We start from the raw sequence: 17817 nt of genomic DNA, 5'->3' as shown, positions 1-17817 counted from the left end.
CCCTCAGGCTGCAATCGCGAGCGAGGCGATGATGTCGTTCGCAATCCTTCGGGCCGCTGCGTCAACGGCCAGGGCCGCGTCACAGGCGTCGTCGGAACCGGAACCCACCCCCGCATTCGTCGCACGCTCCAAGGTGTCGGCGACGACTGCGGCAATATTGAGAAAGCCCAGCCGACGGTCAAGGAAGGCCAGGGCCGCGACTTCGTTGGCCGCATTGAAAACAATGGGCGCCACTCCCCCCGCCGCCAGGGCTTCGCGCGCCAGGCGCAAGGCCGGGAAGCGCGTCATATCGGGCGCCTCAAAGGTCAGACGGCCCAGCGCCGCTAGGTCCAGCTTCGGCGCGGGCCAGGCCAGCCGGTCAGGCCAGGCCAGGGCGCAGGCGATCGGGGTCTTCATGTCGGGCGGCCCCATCTGGGCCAGGGTCGAACCATCCACATATTCCACAAGGCTGTGGATGATTGATTCGGGGTGGACGACGACGTCGATCCGGTCGCCGCTCATGGCGAACAGATAGGCCGCCTCGATCAGTTCCAGACCCTTGTTGGCCATGGTGGCGCTGTCGACCGAGATCTTGGCGCCCATGCTCCAGTTGGGGTGAGCGACCGCCTGCTCCGGGGTGATCCGGCCCATGGCCTCGCGCGGCAGGGTGCGGAACGGACCGCCCGAGGCGGTCAGCACCAGCTTCGACACCTGCTCCGGCGCCTCGGCCGGAAAGACCTGAAAGATGGCGGAGTGTTCGGAATCGACCGGGATCAGCTTGCCGCCGCTGCGCTTGACCCGTTCGATCAGGGCCGGGCCGCAGCAGACCAGGCTTTCCTTGTTGGCCAGCGCCAGGGTCGCGCCGGTGGCGGCCGCGGCCCAGGCCGAGCGAAGGCCCGCCGAACCGACGATAGAAGCCATGACCCAGTCCACAGGCCGCGTCGCGGCCTCGACGATGGCGTCAGGCCCCGCCGCCGCCTCGACGCCGGTTCCGGCCAGGGCATCGCGTAGTTCCGACAGGCGCGCGGGGTCCGCTGTAACCGCTATCCTGGGTCGCCAGCGCCGCGACTGCTCGGCCAGGCGGGCGATATTGGCGCCGCCGGTCAGGACCTCGACCTGAAACGCCCCAGAACCGGCCGTCTCGGCCTGGTCCATGAGGTCCAGGGTCGAGGCCCCGACTGAGCCGGTCGAGCCCAGCACGCTGATCTTGCGGGTGATCACGCGCCCTGCCCCAGCATCAGGACGATCACGCGTCCCGCCGCCACGACCACGACGGCGAACATCAGGCCGTCGACCCGGTCCAGCAGGCCGCCGTGGCCCGGAATGATGTTGCCTGCGTCCTTGACCCCGAAGCGACGCTTCAGCGCCGACTCCCACAGGTCGCCGGCCATGGTGGCCAAAGCCGCCGCCAAGCCCAGCACGCCGCCCCAGAAGACATTCAGACGCCCCATCTCCAGCCAGCCCGCCATGGCGGCGCCCGCAATCATCCCCGCGATCAGGCCACCGATGAAGCCGGACCAAGTCTTGTTCGGCGAAAAACGCGGCCACAGCTTGGGCCCGCCCACAGCGCTGCCGACCAGATAGGCCAGAATGTCGGACGCCCAGGCCACGGCGAACACCAGAACGGTCCAGTAAAGGCCCTGCGCATCGTTCAGGTCACGCAGCCAGATCAGCAGGACACAGGGCCAACCGAGGTAGAGAACCCCGTAGGCCGCATCCAGCGCCTCGGCCCCGCGCGAACGGGCGAACAGGCCCGCCGCCAGAGCGCCGAAGACCAGAAGGATCAGGGCCAGCGACATCTGGCCGACGTGGGCCGCGACCACGGCGACGATCAGCGCCAGCGCGACAGCCGCCCCGACCGAACGCCAGAAGCGCGGCGCGCTCATCCGCGCCCACTCGAACGCCAAAAGACCGCAGGCCGCGACGACCAGGGCACAGAACCAGCCGCCGCCGGCCCAGGTAGCCAGCACGGCCGCCGGCGCGAGCACCACGGCCGAGGCCGCTCTCAGGCCGATGTCACCGATCTTCAACGCCATCAACCTACCGCCGTCTTCGCATCGGCGTCTGACAGGACGTCGCGCCCGCCATATCGCCGCTCGCGATTACCATAGAGGGACACCGCCTCGGCCAGAGCCTCGGCGCCGTAGTCCGGCCAAAGGATGTCCTGAAACACCAGTTCGGCGTAGGCGGCTTCCCACAACAGGAAGTTGGACAGCCGCTGCTCGCCCGATGTTCGCACGATCAGGTCCACCGGCGGCGCCCCCGCCGTCGACAGGCCGGCCCCGAGGTCGTCCTCGGTCACGTCGCCCTCGAACTGTCCGGCGCGCGCCTGATCGATCAGCCGCTGGGCCGCATCCACCAGATCAGCCCGCCCGCCATAGTTGAACGCCACCTGCAAAAGGAATCGCGTGTTGTGGGCGGTCTGGGCTTCGGCGCGATCAACGATGGCGGCGATGTCGCTGGGCAGGCCCTTGCGGCGCCCCAGGATGCGGATACGCACGCCCGCCTCATCCAGCCGCTTGAGGTCGCTGCCGACGAACGCCCGCACCAGCCCCATCAGGTCCGACACCTCGTCCGCCGGGCGGCTCCAATTCTCGGTCGAGAAACCGAACACCGTCAGGCAGCGAATGCCGAAGTCCGGGGCCGCCTTGATCGTGCGCCGCAGAGCCTGAACCCCCTCACGGTGCCCCATGACGCGCGGCAGACCGCGACGCTCGGCCCAGCGACCGTTGCCGTCCATGATCAGGGCGACGTGACGTGGCCCCTTTTCAGGCCCGGTGGCGACGGTCTCGGCCGACATTGCTTGGGTCCCTCCCGACGCTGGCTTGCGTCAGACCTGCATGATCTCGACTTCCTTGACCTTCAAGGCCTCGTCGATCTTCTTGATGGCGGCGTCCGTGTCCTTCTGGACCTCGGCTTCCATCTTCTTCTGCTCGTCCTGGCTGATCTCGGTGGCCTTTTCGGCCTTTTTCAGGTCGTCGTTGGCGTCGCGACGCACGTTGCGCACGGCGATCTTCTGCTGTTCGGCGTATTTGCCGGCCAGCTTGACCAGGTCCTTGCGGCGCTCTTCGGTCAGCGGCGGCACCGGGATGCGCAGGGTCTGACCGTCAACGATGGGGTTCAGGCCCAGACCGGCGGCGCGAATGGCCTTCTCGACCGGGCCGACCATGCCCTTGTCCCAGACGCTGACCGAGATCATGCGCGGCTCAGGCACGCTGATAGCGGCCACGGCGTTCAACGGCGAGGTCGAGCCATAGGCGTCAACCTGAACCGGGTCCAACAAGCCCGAGTTGGCCCGGCCGGTGCGCAGACCCGCGAAGTCTTCCTTCAGCGAGGCGACCGCCTTTTCCATGCGGTCGCGATAGGTCTTGAGGTCGGGCTTGGCCATGGTGGTTTTCCTTGGTCTGTCGTTCGGGTGGAGAGCCGCTTACGCGGCCTTGTTGGTGATGACGGTGAAGGTGCCTTCGCCGCGCAGGGTCTTGCGCAGGGAGTCTTCCTCGCGGATCGAGAAGACCACGATCGGGATATCGCTGTCGCGCATCAGGGCGATGGCCGAGGCGTCCATGACGCGCAGGTCCTTGGCCAGGACCTCCTGATAGGTCAGCGTCTCGTAGCGGGTCGCGGTCGCGTCCTTCTTGGGATCGGCGGTATAGACGCCGTCCACGCTGGTCCCCTTCAGCAGGGCGTCGCAACCCATTTCAGCCGCGCGCAGGGCGGCGCCTGAGTCGGTCGTGAAGAAGGGTGCGCCCACGCCGGCGGCGAAGATCACCACCCGTCCCTTTTCCAGATGCCGCATGGCGCGGCGGCGGATGTAGGGTTCTGCGATGGCGGCCATGGGAATGGCGCTCTGGACCCGCGTATCGACGCCGATCTTCTCGAGCGCGCCCTGCATGGCCAAGGCGTTCATGATGGTCGCCAGCATGCCCATGTAGTCGGCGTTGGCGCGATCCATGCCCTCGGCGGCCTTGGACAGGCCACGGAAGATGTTGCCGCCGCCGATGACCAGGCAGATCTCGACGCCTTCGCGCGCCACCTGGGCCACAGCCGCCGCCACGACATCGACGGTCTTCATGTCGATGCCATAGGACTGATCGCCCATCAGGACCTCGCCCGAGACCTTGAGCAGGACGCGCTTGTAACGAAACTCGGAGGGGGCGTCGGGCATGGGTCTGGGTCCGTGGATACTGGGGTTAGGCATCCGCGCGAGGTGAATCGGCGGCTCATCATAGACGAAGGGCGCGCCGGCCATCAAAGCCGAACGCGCCCTTTTGAAAATTCTTCCCTTTCAGGAAGAAACTTCGGTGTTAGTTGCCGCCCGTCATCGAGGCGACTTCAGCGGCGAAGTCAGGGCTCTCGACCTTCTCGACGCCTTCACCCAGGGCCAGACGGACGAAGCCGGCCAGCTTGAGGTTCGAGGAGCCCAGTTCCTTGGCCGAGTTCACGACCAGCTGCTCGATGGTCACGTCAGGGTCCATGACGAACGGCTGCTTGGTCAGCACCACGTCCTTCTGGAACTTGTTGATCTGGCCTTCCACGATCTTGGCGATCATGGCTTCCGGGCGACCTTCTTCCTTGGCCTTTTCGGTCAGAACAGAGCGTTCCTTCTCGATGGCGGCCGGGTCCAGGTCGTCGGTGTTCAGCGACAGCGGCGCCGTGGCGGCGACGTGCATGGCGATCTTGCGGCCCAGTTCGCGCAGAGCAGCCTTGTCGCCCTCGCCTTCCAGAGCCACCAGAACGCCGATGCGGCCGACGCCCGGCGAGACGGCGTTGTGGACGTAGGACGACACGACGCCCTGCGACACGGCCAGACGGGCCGCGCGACGCAGCTGCATGTTCTCGCCGATGGTGGCGATCAGCTGGGTCACTTCGTCCTGAACGGTGCGGCCGCTTTCCAGCGTCGCGCCGCTGATGGCTTCGACGCCGTCATGGTGCAGCGCCAGGGCAGCGAACTGCTTGGCGGCGGTTTGGAACAGGTCGTTGCGGGCGACGAAGTCGGTTTCCGCGTTGAACTCGATGGCGGCGGCGACTTCGCCCTCGCCGTCTTCACGCGTGGCGACGGCGACAACGCCTTCAGCGGCGACGCGGTCGGCCTTCTTGGCGGCCTTGGACAGACCCTTGGCGCGCAGCCAGTCGATAGCTGCGTCGATGTCGCCGTTGGTTTCCACCAGCGCCTTCTTGCAGTCCATCATGCCGACGCCCGAACGCTCGCGAAGGTCCTTCACGAGGGCGGCAGTGATCTCGGCCATGTTCTTCTCCTGAAAATTCAAATGAGCGGCCGGGCATGGATAGCCCGGCCGCATGTCAGTTTGGCGTAGGCCCGATCACCGATCGGGCCCCGAGAGCGCCTTAGCCCTCGACCTTTTCTTCAGTCGTCGCGAGCAGTTCTTCAGCCACAGCTTCCGTACCGGCCGGGGCAGCTTCGGCTTCAACCGGAGCAGCAGCGGCTTCACGCAGCATGGGTTCAACCGGAGCTTCCGAAGCGCCCAGGTCGATGCCCGAGGCCGAAGCGCCTGCGGCCAGGCCGTCCAGGACGGCGTCGGCGATCAGGTCGCAGTAGGTCTGGATGGCGCGGGCGGCGTCGTCGTTGCCCGGGACCGGATAGGTGATGCCGTCCGGGTCCGAGTTGGTGTCCAGGATGGCGATGATCGGGATGTTCAGCTTGCGGGCTTCCTGGATCGCGATCGCTTCCTTGTTGGTGTCGATCACGAACATGATGTCCGGGATCGAACCCATGTCCTTGATGCCGCCCAGCGACAGTTCCAGCTTGTCCTTCTCGCGCTGCAGGTTCAGCAGCTCTTTCTTGACGCGGCCTTCGCCGCCGGTGGCCAGAACGGTTTCCAGCTCGCGCAGGCGGGCGATCGAGCCCGAGACGGTGCGCCAGTTGGTCAGCGTGCCGCCAAGCCAGCGGTTGTTCATGTAGTACTGGGCGCAGCGCGTGGCGGCTTCAGCCACCGGGCCGGCAGCCTGACGCTTGGTGCCGACGAACAGAACGCGACCGCCCTTGGCGGCGACGTCGCGCACAGCCACCAGAGCCTGGTGGAACAGCGGCATCGTCTGCGACAGGTCGATGATGTGGATGTTCGAGCGCGAGCCGAAGATGTAGCGGTCCATCTTCGGGTTCCAGCGGTGCGTCTGGTGGCCGAAGTGAGCGCCGGCTTCCAGCAGCGTACGCATCGAGAATTCTGGCAGTGCCATGATCGTGGTGTCCTTTTTCCGATCAAACCTAGCGTGGGCGAGTAAAAGGACCTGCGGTCCCTCGGAACGGTGCAGGCCGGGATGTCTCCCCGGACCGCGCCACGCCCACGTGCGAAGTGCGCGCGCTCTCTAGGCGGATTGTTCGGAAAAGGCAAGCCAATCAGTCAGAAGCTGCGCCCGTCCACACGCGTCGCCGTCCAGCTCCAGGGCTCCACATCGGTCAGCGTCCGCACATTGATCGCCGCCAACTCCGACCCGTCCGGCGCCACGCCATAGCCGAAGGGCTGAACTCCGCAGGTCTTGCAGAAGCGGTGATCGATCTTGTGCTGGTTGAAGAAGTAGGAGGTCGTGGCGTCCTCGCCCGCCGTCTGGCGGAAGGCTGCGCGCGGCGCGAAGGCCAGGACGAAGCCCTTTCGATAGCAGTGCGAACAGTTGCTCTCGATCAGGCCCTCCAGCCCGACCTCGACCTCATAGGCCACTGCGCCGCAGTGGCAGGACCCCTTATGCACCGGCATATTCGCTCTCCTCCTTCAGGATGTCGGCAGACTGTATTCCAGATCGTAGTGATGAACGCCGTCCTTGATCGTCAGATGAAAGACCCCGGCGATCCCCGCCAGGTCCCCTGCCCCCGATCCCGGCACGATGGTGATCAGCAGCTCCTGCGCGCCCCGGTCCATCAGACCGCGATGCACCAGGGTGAAGGCCCCTTCGCGACCGTCGATGACGCCGCGAACCCGGTCGAGCGCCACATAGGCGCCGGACCGCTCAGGGCTCATCGTCGCCAGCATTTCGCCAGCGGCGGTTCCGATTAGATCGCCATGAAAGGTCTTGGCCAGCAGCATCCGGCCTGGACCATCGACTGCCGCGCCCTGCGCCGGCTGAACCGGGGTGATGATGACGTCAAAGGTTCCGCAGGCTCGCTTCATCAGTTGCCCCTCGCTCATCAGGCGTCCTCCAGCATCACCACGCCCGGCGCCGACTTCAACGCCCCGCGCAGGGCGGCGTCGAGGCGATAGCGGCCCGGCAGCTTGATCTCGACCTCAGTGCGACCGCCCAGGGTCGCCTGCAACCAGACCTCGCCGCCCTTGCCCTGAGCCCGCGCCCGGTCCAGCCGCGCCTTCAGCGCCTCGGCGTCCGCCGTCTGCGCCGAAAGCACGACGCGCAGCCCGATCTGGGTGTCGTCCAGCAGGGTCTCCATCCGGCTGGCGTCGTCGCCGAAGAAGCGCACCTCGCCGTCCGCCGACTTGGCCCGCACCTTGACCAGAACCGAGGTCCCGACCTCAAGGATATCACGGCATCGCCGCAGCTGTTCCGGCGGGAACAGGCACTCGAACTCGCCCGTCGGGTCCGAGAAGGTGACGAAGGCGAACTTCTCGCCGCTCTTGGCGCTGGCCCGCTCCTGACGACGACGCACGACGCCGGCCATCAGGAAGGCTTCATGCCCGGCCTCCGCCAAGCCTTGCGCCTCGGCCACAAAGGTCACGCGCTTGCGCTTCAGCGCCGGCGTCAGATCCTCCAGCGGGTGGCCCGACAGATAGAATCCGACCGCCGACAGTTCCTGATCCAGCTTGTCCGGCCCGGCCCAGGGCTCCACGCTGCGCAGACGCGGGCGCGAGGCCCCTGCCTGATCCGCGCCGAACAGGCTGACCTGCGACGAGGCGCGCTCCGCAGCCACGCTCTGGCAATAGGCGATCAGGATGTCGGCCTGTTCGAACAGCTGGCGGCGGTTAGGGTTGAGGCTGTCAAAGGCGCCGGCCTTGGCCAGGCCTTCCAGCGCCCGCTTGTTGACCGCCTTTGGATCGACCCGTTCCAGGAAGTCGAAGAGGTCGGCGAAGGGTCCGCCCGCCTCGCGCACCTCGACGACATGCTTCATCGCCTCCAGGCCGACGTTGCGGATAGCGCCCAAAGCATAAAGGACGCTGCCCTGCCCGTCCTTCCACTGGACGTCGAAGTCCGCCGAGGAACGGTTGATGTCCGGGGCCAGGACCGGCACCTCGAAGCGGCGGCAGTCCTGATAGAAGACCGCCAGCTTGTCGGTGTTCGACAGGTCGAGGCTCATCGAGGCGGCGAAGAACTCGACCGGGTGATTGGCCTTCAGCCAGCCCGTCTGGAACGAGATCAGCGCATAGGCGGCGGCGTGCGACTTGTTGAAACCGTAGCCCGCGAACTTGGCCACCAGGTCGAAGATGGAGCCGGACTGAGCCTCGGGGACGTTCTTTTCCGAGGCGCCCTTGACGAAGCGAAGGCGCTGGAAATCCATCTCCTCCTTCTTCTTCTTGCCCATGGCGCGGCGCAGAAGGTCGGCTTCGCCCAGGCTGTAGCCCGCCAGGACCTGGGCGATCTTCATCACCTGTTCCTGATAGATGATGACGCCGTAGGTCTCGGTCAGAACCTCGGTCAGGGACGGGTGCAGATAGTCCACCTCGGCCCGGCCGAACTTCCGGTCGATATAGGTGTCGATCATCTCCATCGGCCCCGGCCGATAGAGGGAGATCAGGGCGGTGATTTCCTCGATGGAGCCGCAGCGCATCTTGCGCAGGGTGTCGCGCATCCCCTGGGATTCCAGCTGGAACACCCCGACCGTCTGGCCCGAGGCCATCAGTTCATAGGTCTTTGTGTCGTCCAGCGGCAGCAGGTTCCATTCCGGCGCCGCGCCGCGCCGCTCCAGATACTCCCGCGCCCGGTCCAGCACCGTCAGGGTCTTCAGGCCCAGGAAGTCGAACTTGACCAGACCCGCCGGTTCGACCCACTTCATGTTGAACTGGCTGGCCGGAATGGTCGAGCGCGGGTCCTGATACAGCGGCACCAGCTCGGTCAGCGGGCGGTCGCCGATGACGATGCCGGCGGCGTGGGTCGAGGCGTTGCGGTACAGCCCCTCCAGCTCCAGCGCCGTCTCCAGCAGGGTCCGGACCGCAGGCTCGGCGTCGCGCGCCTCCTTCAGGCGCGGCTCCAGATCAATGGCCTGGGCCAGAGTGACCGGGTTGGCCGGGTTGTTCGGCACCATCTTGCAGAGGCGGTCCACCTGGCCCAGCGGCATCTGCAGCACCCGGCCGACGTCGCGCAGCACGGCGCGCGCCTGAAGCGTACCGAAGGTGATGATCTGGGCCACCCGGTCCTTGCCGTAGTGGTCCTGCACATAGTCGATCACCTCCTCCCGCCGCTCCTGGCAGAAGTCGATGTCGAAGTCGGGCATGGAGACGCGTTCGGGGTTCAGGAACCGCTCGAACAGCAGGCCGAACCGCAAGGGGTCCAGATCGGTGATGGTCAGCGACCAGGCCACCAGAGAGCCGGCGCCTGAGCCCCGCCCCGGTCCGACCGGAATGCCGTGCAGCTTAGCCCACTTGATGAAGTCGGCCACGATCAGGAAGTAGCCGGGGAACCCCATCTGCTGAATTATCCCGACCTCCCATTCGAGGCGGGTCCAGTATTCCTCTTCCGGCGCGGCGGGCGCGACCTGTTGCAGGCGGGCCTTCAGCCCCTCGCGCGCCTGGTGCGCCAGTTCGTCGGGCTCGGAACGACCGGCGCCGGCGTCGAAGCGCGGCAGGATGGGCGCCCGCGTGGGCACCAGGAAAGCGCAGCGGCGCGCGATGTCGATGGTGTTGTCGCAAGCCTCGGGCAGGTCCGCGAACAGCTGGCGCATGGCCTCCGCCGTCTTGAACCAATGTTCCCCGGTGATGCGGCGCCGGTCTTCCTGGCCGGTGAAGGCGCCGTCGGAAATGCAGAGCAAGGCGTCGTGCGACTTCGCCTGCGCCGCCTTGGCGTAATAGACGTCGTTGGTGGCGACCAAAGGCACGTCGTTGGCGTAGGCCCAGTCGACCAGGCCACGCTCGGCGACCGGCTCCTGCGGCAGACCGTGGCGTTGCAACTCTACATAGAAACGATCACCGAAGACGCGCTTCATCTCTTCGAGAGAAGATATGGCGTCATCGCGCTTGTTCTGGACGAACAGAGGGTCGATCGGGCCGTCGGGACCGCCGGACAGCAGGATCAGCCCCTCGGACTTATCCACAACCAGTCGCCAGGGCACGCCCGGCTCCGACATCTCGCCGGCGTCAAGATAGGCGGCGGACGACAGGGCGCAGAGGTTGAGCCAGCCCTGCTCGTTCTGGACCAGTAGGACCACGGTCGAGGTCTTGGCCCAACGCTCGGCGACCTGGCCGCCGATGCCCAGCACGGGCAAGGCGCAGGCGACGATGGGCTGAACGCCCGCATCCTTGGCGGTCTGGCTGAACTCCAGGGCGCCGAACAGGTTGGCGCGGTCGGCCACGGCCACGGCGGGCATGCCGGCGTCCGCCGCCATCTTGCCGATCTTGCTGGCCTTGATCGCGCCTTCCAGCAGGGAATAGGCGCTGCGGACCCGCAGATGGACAAAACCCTGACTGTTCGCCGTTTCCGCCAATACCAACTCCGCTGATCCCGAAAACCGGGACCTCTCATATCCGACCGCCGCGCGGCCGAAGTTTGATCATGCAGGGAGTCGATGCGGCGATCACGTCACCAGGAAAGACGCCTGCCAGATCATCCAGACGAACCCGCCACACGACGCAAGCGACAGCATATCCCTCACCCAACGCGACATCGGCTTATCCCCAGTTAGCGTGTTCCTGAAACGTTCTATATTCCCGCTTTGTTCTCATTGCAAGCGCCCGTGAACGCCCACAGCCATCCGTCTTCCCGGCTTGCGCGTATGCTGAAGAGAATGACCGGGAGTGTCCTATGTCGCGCCTTCTGCCTCTGATCGGCTTGATCCTGACGGCGGCCTGCTCGCCCAGCGAAGCGCCCGCCAGCGCCGCGCCGCTGGAGCCCGCCCCGCCCGGCTATCAGACGGCGGTCTTCGCCGGCGGCTGTTTCTGGTCCAGCGAAAAGGCGTTCGACGGCCTGCCCGGCGTGCGCTCGGCGGTGTCGGGCTTCGTCGGCGGCACGCGGCCCAACCCGACCTATGAGCAGGTGATCCGAGGCGGGACCGGCTATCGCGAGGCGGTGCAGGTGACGTTTGATCCCGCCGTCGTCAGCTATCGCGCCCTGGTCGACCGCTACTGGCGCACCATCGACCCCACCGATCAGACCGGCCAGTTCTGCGATCAGGGCCCGTCCTATGTCACGGCGGTCTATGCCACAGAGGCCCAGACGGCGACCGCACAAGCGTCTCGCACAGCGGCCCAGGCCGCGCTGGGCGCCAAGGGCTCGCGCTTCACCACCCCGGTCTATCCCGCCATGCGCTTCTGGCCCGCCGGCGCCGAGCATCAGAACTACGCCCGGCGACGGCCCGCTCAGTATGAAGCCTATCGCGTGGGTTGCCGTCGCAGCGTCAGGCTGCGCGCCCTGTGGGGCGACGCCGCCGTGGGCTGATCAGCAGGCGCAAGACCTCAATCGGCTGGCCTCAGTAGGCTTGGGCCTCGGCGGCGCGTTCTTCCAGATGGCCGTCCTTCAGGGCGAAGACGCGGTCCATGTGACCGGCCAGCTCCATGTTGTGGGTGGCGATCAGGGCGGCGACGCCCGTGGTCTTGGCCAGTTGGCGCAAGCTCTCGAACACCGCGTGACTGTTGGTCGGGTCAAGGTTGCCGGTGGGTTCATCGGCCAGCAGCAGGCGCGGGCTGTTGGCCAGCGACCGGGCGATGGCGACCCGCTGCTGTTCGCCGCCCGACAGTTGCGCGGGCTGGTGCAGGAAGCGCTCGCCCAGACCCAGGCTGGTCAGCAGGGCCTCGGCCCGGCGGCGGGCTTCAGCCTCGGAATGACCAGCGATGCGCATCGGCAGGGCGACGTTGTCCCGTGCATCAAATTCCGGCAGCAGGTGGTGGAATTGATAGACGAAACCGATCCGCGACAAGCGCAGACGCGTGCGCGCCCGCTCGTCCAAACCGCCGACGTCCTCGCCGGCGATCATGACCTGACCGCTGGTCGGGCGCTCCAACAGGCCGGCGGCGTGCAGCAGGCTCGACTTGCCCGAACCCGAAGGTCCGATCAGGCCGACAACCTCGCCCGGCATGATGTCCAGATCGACGCCCTTCAACACCGTCAAGCCGCCAGAAGCCGTCGGATAGGTGCGGGTGATGCCGCGCAGGCGCAGCGTCGGCGTGGTGTTCAGCGGACTATTCAAAGCGCAGGGCCTCCACCGGGTCGATCCGCGACGCGTTCCACGACGGCGGCAGGCTGGCGAGGCAGCTCATGAAGAAGGAGAAGACCGCGACCCAGGTCACGTCCCACGGATCGACCAGGGCCGGGATGGCGTCCAGCATATAGACGTCGGCGTTGAACAGCTGCACCCCGGTAATGCCTTCGATGAAGTGCTGGATCGCGCCGATGTTCAGGCAGAACAGCAGGCCCAGCACCAGACCGGCGATGGTGCCGCCGATGCCGATAGCGGCGCCCGAGATGAAGAAGATGCGCAGGATCGACGAGGGGCTGGCCCCCACGGTGCGCAGGATGGCGATGTCGCGGGTCTTGTTCTTCACCAGCATGACGATGCCGCTGATAATGTTCATGGCGGCGATGGCCACGACCAGGCCCAGGATGATGCTCATGGCCACACGCTCGACCTTCAGCGCGCCCCAGAAGGCGGCCAGACGGGTGCGCCAGTCGGTGACGATGCTGCCGGGCCCGGCGGCCTGCTGCACCGGCGCCAGCAGGGTTTCGACCTGATCCGGCTCAGCGACCTTCATCTCGATGACGTCCCAAACGCCTTCCTTGCCGAAGAAGAGCTGGGCCTGTTCCAGCGGCATAAAGATGAAGGCGCGGTCGTAGTCGGCGGTGCCGGAGCTGAAGATGCCACCGATCCTGTAGGTCTTTTCCAGACCGCCGAGGTTGCCGAAGGCGCTGTCGGCCCCGGTCGGCGAATAGATGGACAGGGCGCTGCCCACGGTCAGACCCATCTGGTCGGCCAGAGCCTTGCCGATCAGGATATTGTCGCCGCCATAGGCGCCTTGACCGAAGGAGGCCCGCATCTCAGGCGTCAGGCTGTCATAGACGAACTTGGTCGAGGCCAGGTCCTGAGGCCGCACGCCGCGCACGACGCCGCCGGTCATCTGACCGCCCGCACGGAACATGGCGGGGGATTCCGTCAGCGGCGTCACCGAGACGACGCCGGGGACGTCGCCGATCCGCTTCACCGTCGCGTCGCGGTCGGGCGAGGTGAGCACCGGCCCCTGGACATACATATGCCCGTTGAACGACAGCATCCGCCCCAGCAGTTCGCTGCGGAAGCCGGCCATGATGCTCATCACGCTGATCAGCACCGCCACGGCCAGCATGATGCCGATGAAGCTGATGATGGCGATCAGGGCGACCCCGCCCTCCTTGCGCTTGGCGCGCAGGTAGCGAAGGGCCAGTCCGATCTCCCAGGCGGAGAAGGGACCGGCGGGCTTTACGGCAGGCGGCGCGGAAGCCGTCGCGGCGTCGGTCATTGCGTCAGCAGCTCCAGGGCGGCGTCCAGCGGCAGGGTTTGCTTCTCGCCCGTGGCGCGGCGCTTCAGTTCGACCACGCCGTCAGCCAGGCCCTTGGGACCGATGGTCAGCTGCCACGGCACGCCGATCAGGTCAGCGGTGGCGAACTTGCCGCCCGGACGCTCGTCGGTGTCGTCGTAGAGGACGTCCTTGCCCAGGGCTTCGAGTTTAGCCACGGCGTCTTCACAGGCCGCCGAGACGGCTTCGTCGTTGGCGCGCAGGTTAATCACCACCACGTCGAACGGAGCGACCGAGTCCGGCCAGATGATGCCGCCGGCGTCGTGGCTGGCCTCGATGATGGCGCCCATCAGACGCGACACGCCGACGCCGTAGCTGCCCATGTGGACCTCGGTGTCCTGACCGTCCGGCCCGGCGACCTTGGCCTTCATCGGGGTCGAGTATTTCGTGCCGAAGTAGAAGATGTGACCGACCTCGATGCCGCGCGCCGACAGGCGGTCGCCCTCGGCGGTCTGGCTCTCGAACTGGGCCGCGTCGTGCATTTCCTCGGTCGCGGCGTATAGAGCCGTGCGCTCGTTGAAGACGCCTTCCAGTTGTTCGACGCTGAGGTTGTGGCCCGGCGCGTCCATCTCGACCAGCTTGCGGTCGCAGAAGACCTCGCTCTCGCCGGTTTCGGCCAGAACGATGAACTCGTGGCTCAGGTCGCCGCCGATGGGGCCGGTGTCGGCGCGCATCGGCACGGCCTTCAGGCCCAGACGCGAGAAGGTGTTCAGATAGGCGGCGAACATCCGCTTGTAGGCGATACGGGCCGAGGCCTCGTCCAGATCGAAGGAATAGGCGTCCTTCATCAGGAACTCGCGGCCGCGCATGACGCCGAAGCGCGGACGGCGCTCGTCGCGGAACTTCCACTGGATGTGGAAGAGGTTCAGCGGCAGGGCCTTGTACGACTTCACATAGGCCCGGAAGATATCCGTGACCATTTCCTCGTTGGTCGGTCCGTACAGCAGCTCGCGCTCATGACGGTCGGTGATGCGCAGCATCTCGGGGCCGTAGGCGTCGTAACGCCCCGACTCGCGCCACAGGTCGGCCAGTTGCAGCGTCGGCATCAGTAGTTCGACCGCCCCTGCCCGCTCCTGCTCCTGACGCACGATGCCTTCGATCTTGCGCAGGACGCGCAGGCCCAGCGGCAGCCAGGCGTAGATGCCGGCGGCCTCCTGTTTGATCATGCCGGCGCGCAGCATCAGCTGGTGCGACACGATCTGGGCGTCGGAAGGGGCTTCTTTGAGGGTCGGCAGGAAGTAGCGCGACAGGCGCATGTGAGAATCTCTGCAAAATCAGTCTGGCCCGAGGTTAACCGGGCGAATGGGGCGAAAGCTAGAGCGCAGGTCCGCGGCTAAAGTCCGGCAGCGGCATCCACCCTGTCCAGACGATGAAGACGATGAAGGCCCAGACAATGGCCGACACCCAGGTCGTGGTGATGAACTTCTTCTTCAGCTGGGGATTGGCGGGCGCGCCCCACTGGCTGCCGTCGGTCGGCGGCGTCTCGACCTGCTTGGACGAGCCCAGCGGCAGGATCGTGAACAGCACGATCCACCACGAGGTCAGATACAGCGCCACCAGGGTGAAGGGGCCAAGAGGCATCGGGGCATTCCATCCATCAGTTCGTGCGCCCTTCGCATTCCGCCCGCGACGGCGGCAGGCTAATGAGGGGCGCGAAACAAGGACGCCCTCATGCCACAGATCACCCTGGAACACTCCCCCCATTTCGACGGGACAGATTGGCGCGCCCTGGCGCTGGGGATCCATCAGCTGTGCGTGGATGTGGTCGGCGCGACGACCCAAGCGTGCAAGACGCGCATCGTGCGCTGCGACGACCTGATCATCGCCGACGGCGACCCGGCCCAGGCCATGGTCCACTGCGACCTGCGCATCCTGACCGGACGGACGCAGGAGCAGAAGACGGCGCTGGGCGAAGCCGTTCAGGCGGCGCTGCTGGCGGGGGTGAAGCCCTATGACGGTCCGGCGCAGATCTCGGTCGAGATCGGGGCGCTGGACAAGGACAACTATCGGAAGGTCACGCTGGGCGGGTAAGGTCGTCCTTTCCTCCCCATTTCATGGGGAGGTGGATCGGCGGCGTAGCCGGCGAGACGGAGGGGGCGACTCGACCGCAGATGTCTGCGCCGCCCCCTCCACCACTTCGTGGTCCCCCTCCCCACGCGTGGGGAGGAAAAAGCTTAAGGGTGCGGCCGCCCGATGCCGTAGCGCGCCGCCCAGTAGGGCAGGATGTCGTCGTCCTGCAAAAACCGGGCGCCGGTCTCTGCGCTGACCTGGGCGTCGGGCCAGTCGAACTTGCCGTCCAGCACCAGAAGCGGGCAGCTCTGGTTCGCCTCCCCCACCTCGGCCACCACGGCGGCGCGCGGACGGGGGTGGTCCAGGTGCGTGACCTGGACCTGCTCGCGGAGACGCGGATAGAGGCCCAGCACGCCCTCGATCCGGGCGCCGGGCGGGCAGTACCAGGGCCCGCCCTGATCGTCGAACCAGTCGGCGTTCAGCAGATAAAGCCGGTCCGTCATTACAGACGCAGGATGACGGTTTCGACGATGGGACGACGGTCCCATATCTGCTGGCTGGCCTTTTTGAGCACGCGGCTGACGGCCTGTTCGACCACCAGTTCATCGTCCAGAGCCTCGCCCTTCAGCTTGCGAACCGCCTGTTCGGCGCGCTCGGCCAGATCGTCGAGGATGTCGCCCAGAGGACGGTCCTCGTCGCCCGGCAGGCCGATGCCGCGCACGTCGATGTCGCTGACGATCTTGCCGCGCTTGTCCATGGCGAAGCTGACGACCAGAACGCCGTTGGAGGCCGCGTGCCGGCGCTCGCGCAGGGCCTCGCCCGCCTCCTCAACCAGCATCCCGCCGTCGACGAACAGACGGCCCGAGGGCACTTCGTCGATGATGGCTGCGGGTCCGGGGGCCAGACGCACCATGTCGCCGTTGCGCGGGGTCACGGTTTCCGGGACCATCATCTCCTTGGCCAGGATGGCGTGCTCCATCAGGTGACGGCGCATCCCGTGGGTCGGCACCGCGATCTGCGGACGGGCCCAGCTGTACATCTGGCGCAGTTCGTCACGGCACGGGTGGCCGGAGACGTGGATGCCCGGATGGTCCTTCTCGGTGTAGAGGCGCACGCCCTTGTCCGCCATCTTGTCTTGCAGGCGGCCGATCGACAGTTCGTTGCCGGGGATGACCCGCGACGAGAAGATGCAGTGGTCGCCCTTGCCCAGCCGGATGAAGGGGTGGGTCCCCTCGGCCACGCGCGACAGGGCGGCGCGGACTTCGCCCTGGCTGCCGGTGCAGAGATACAGGATCTCGTCGGCGGGCCAGACGCGGGCTTCCTGCTCGCTGAGGAAGGGTTTGACGTCGCTGAGCATGCCGACCGACTTGGCGGCTGCGGTGATGCGGTGCATGGACCGACCGGCCAGAGCCACGCGACGGCCAGCCGCCTCGGCGGCGCGGATCACGCTGTCCATGCGGGCGACGTTGGAGGCGAAGCAGCCGACGGCGACCCGCCCCTTCAAGTCCTTGATCAGGTCGGCGATCGCCACCTTCACATCGCCTTCGGAACCGGCCGAGCCTTCCACGAAGACGTTGGTGCTGTCGCAGACCATGGCCAGCACGCCCTCGTCGCCGAGGCGTTTGATGGCCTCCACGTCGGTGCGGTCGCCGACGACGGGGTCGTCGTCGATCTTCCAGTCGCCGGTGTGCAGGATCGTGCCCAGCGGCGTCTTGATGGCCAGACCGTTCGGCTCGGCGATCGAGTGGGTCAGCGTCACATAGGTCACGTCGAACGGACCCAGGTTCACCTCGCCGCCCAGCGGCACTTCGTTCAGTTCGACGTCGTCGAGGATGTTGGCGTCGCGCAGCTTTTCACGGATCAGATAGGCGGTGAAGGGCGTCGCATACAGCGGCGCCTGAATGCGCGGCCACAGCCAGCCCAAGGCGCCGATGTGGTCTTCGTGGGCGTGCGTCAGCACGATGCCCAGGATGGTCTCGCCTTCCAGGAAGGAGGGATCGGGCACGATCACGTCCACGCCGGGCGTGGAGGGATCGCCGAAGGTCACGCCGACGTCGACGAGAATCCATTTGCGGTCATGCGCCGGGCCGAAGCCATAGGCGTTGAGGTTCATACCGATCTCGTTGGAGCCGCCCAGCGGCAGGAAAACGAGTTCGTTGGAGTCAGATTTTTTCAT

General features: G+C 66.6%; 18 protein-coding genes. 2 read left to right on the top strand and 16 right to left on the bottom strand.

What is annotated here, in order from left to right:
- Positions 1 to 3: 3 nt before the first annotated feature.
- The 10 genes from dxr to dnaE all read right to left on the bottom strand — a co-directional run bounded on the left by dxr (position 4) and on the right by dnaE (position 10573).
- A complete protein-coding gene (gene dxr / locus HX774_RS11480; protein WP_178826908.1) occupies positions 4 to 1200 on the bottom strand; it encodes a 1-deoxy-D-xylulose-5-phosphate reductoisomerase in 1197 nt (398 codons plus the stop codon).
- The gene (locus HX774_RS11475; protein ID WP_114816294.1) at positions 1197 to 2015 is read right to left on the bottom strand and encodes a phosphatidate cytidylyltransferase; all 819 of its coding nucleotides are present in this window, start codon (positions 2013 to 2015) and stop codon (positions 1197 to 1199) included. Before HX774_RS11475 ends, dxr begins: the two co-directional genes overlap by 4 nt.
- A complete protein-coding gene (gene uppS / locus HX774_RS11470; RefSeq protein ID WP_178826906.1) occupies positions 2015 to 2779 on the bottom strand; it encodes a polyprenyl diphosphate synthase in 765 nt (254 codons plus the stop codon). Before uppS ends, HX774_RS11475 begins: the two co-directional genes overlap by 1 nt.
- A gap of 30 nt (positions 2780 to 2809) precedes the next feature.
- Positions 2810 to 3367: a ribosome recycling factor gene (gene frr / locus HX774_RS11465; RefSeq protein ID WP_114816296.1), complete on the bottom strand. Its 558-nt coding sequence runs from the start codon at positions 3365 to 3367 to the stop codon at positions 2810 to 2812.
- A gap of 39 nt (positions 3368 to 3406) precedes the next feature.
- Positions 3407 to 4144 (bottom strand): UMP kinase, encoded by a 738-nt coding sequence (gene pyrH, locus HX774_RS11460; RefSeq protein ID WP_178826904.1) that lies wholly within the window; start codon positions 4142 to 4144, stop codon positions 3407 to 3409.
- Positions 4145 to 4283: 139 nt separating this feature from the next.
- On the bottom strand, positions 4284 to 5225 hold the full coding sequence (gene tsf, locus HX774_RS11455) for a translation elongation factor Ts (RefSeq protein ID WP_114816297.1): 942 nt from the start codon (positions 5223 to 5225) through the stop codon (positions 4284 to 4286).
- 100 nt (positions 5226 to 5325) lie between these two features.
- Positions 5326 to 6174: a 30S ribosomal protein S2 gene (gene rpsB, locus HX774_RS11450; RefSeq protein WP_114816298.1), complete on the bottom strand. Its 849-nt coding sequence runs from the start codon at positions 6172 to 6174 to the stop codon at positions 5326 to 5328.
- A 164-nt stretch (positions 6175 to 6338) separates the two neighbouring features.
- Positions 6339 to 6689 carry a GFA family protein gene (locus HX774_RS11445; RefSeq protein WP_178826903.1) on the bottom strand — a complete coding sequence of 117 codons (351 nt, stop codon included), beginning with the start codon at positions 6687 to 6689 and terminating at the stop codon, positions 6339 to 6341.
- A gap of 15 nt (positions 6690 to 6704) precedes the next feature.
- Positions 6705 to 7118 (bottom strand): DUF3224 domain-containing protein, encoded by a 414-nt coding sequence (locus HX774_RS11440; protein ID WP_255500410.1) that lies wholly within the window; start codon positions 7116 to 7118, stop codon positions 6705 to 6707.
- Positions 7118 to 10573 (bottom strand): DNA polymerase III subunit alpha, encoded by a 3456-nt coding sequence (gene dnaE / locus HX774_RS11435; RefSeq protein WP_178826895.1) that lies wholly within the window; start codon positions 10571 to 10573, stop codon positions 7118 to 7120. The genes HX774_RS11440 and dnaE overlap by 1 nt, the downstream gene beginning before the upstream one ends.
- 317 nt (positions 10574 to 10890) lie before the next feature.
- Here dnaE and msrA point away from each other — a divergent pair, with 317 nt between their 5' ends.
- The gene (gene msrA / locus HX774_RS11430) at positions 10891 to 11523 is read left to right on the top strand and encodes a peptide-methionine (S)-S-oxide reductase MsrA (RefSeq protein WP_178826893.1); all 633 of its coding nucleotides are present in this window, start codon (positions 10891 to 10893) and stop codon (positions 11521 to 11523) included.
- A gap of 31 nt (positions 11524 to 11554) precedes the next feature.
- Here the strand turns inward: msrA and HX774_RS11425 are convergent, their stop codons facing one another.
- The 4 genes from HX774_RS11425 to HX774_RS11410 are packed head-to-tail and all read right to left on the bottom strand — an operon-like array spanning position 11555 to position 15212.
- Complete coding sequence (locus tag HX774_RS11425; protein WP_255500409.1) at positions 11555 to 12271, bottom strand: ABC transporter ATP-binding protein; 717 nt, start codon at positions 12269 to 12271, stop codon at positions 11555 to 11557.
- Entirely contained in the window at positions 12264 to 13574 is a 1311-nt protein-coding gene (locus HX774_RS11420; RefSeq protein WP_178826891.1) for a lipoprotein-releasing ABC transporter permease subunit, read from the bottom strand. The genes HX774_RS11425 and HX774_RS11420 overlap by 8 nt, the downstream gene beginning before the upstream one ends.
- Positions 13571 to 14887: a proline--tRNA ligase gene (proS, locus tag HX774_RS11415; RefSeq protein ID WP_178826889.1), complete on the bottom strand. Its 1317-nt coding sequence runs from the start codon at positions 14885 to 14887 to the stop codon at positions 13571 to 13573. The genes HX774_RS11420 and proS overlap by 4 nt, the downstream gene beginning before the upstream one ends.
- A gap of 58 nt (positions 14888 to 14945) precedes the next feature.
- Positions 14946 to 15212, bottom strand: a complete 267-nt coding sequence (locus HX774_RS11410; RefSeq protein WP_178826887.1) for a DUF1467 family protein — start codon at positions 15210 to 15212, stop codon at positions 14946 to 14948.
- A 90-nt stretch (positions 15213 to 15302) separates the two neighbouring features.
- On the opposite strand from HX774_RS11410, the gene HX774_RS11405 reads away from it, so the two are divergent.
- Positions 15303 to 15662, top strand: a complete 360-nt coding sequence (locus tag HX774_RS11405; RefSeq protein ID WP_178826885.1) for a 5-carboxymethyl-2-hydroxymuconate Delta-isomerase — start codon at positions 15303 to 15305, stop codon at positions 15660 to 15662.
- A gap of 143 nt (positions 15663 to 15805) precedes the next feature.
- Here HX774_RS11405 and HX774_RS11400 read toward each other — a convergent pair whose 3' ends face one another.
- Both HX774_RS11400 and HX774_RS11395 read right to left on the bottom strand, forming a co-directional pair.
- The gene (locus HX774_RS11400) at positions 15806 to 16144 is read right to left on the bottom strand and encodes a DUF3088 family protein (protein WP_178826883.1); all 339 of its coding nucleotides are present in this window, start codon (positions 16142 to 16144) and stop codon (positions 15806 to 15808) included.
- Positions 16144 to 17817 (bottom strand): ribonuclease J, encoded by a 1674-nt coding sequence (locus HX774_RS11395; RefSeq protein ID WP_178826881.1) that lies wholly within the window; start codon positions 17815 to 17817, stop codon positions 16144 to 16146. Before HX774_RS11395 ends, HX774_RS11400 begins: the two co-directional genes overlap by 1 nt.

Source organism: Brevundimonas sp. P7753 (assembly GCF_013386595.1).
Taxonomy (GTDB): Bacteria; Pseudomonadota; Alphaproteobacteria; order Caulobacterales; family Caulobacteraceae; genus Brevundimonas; species Brevundimonas bullata.
Note: the sequence above shows the minus strand (reverse complement) of the source record. Positions and strands in the feature narration are given on the sequence as shown.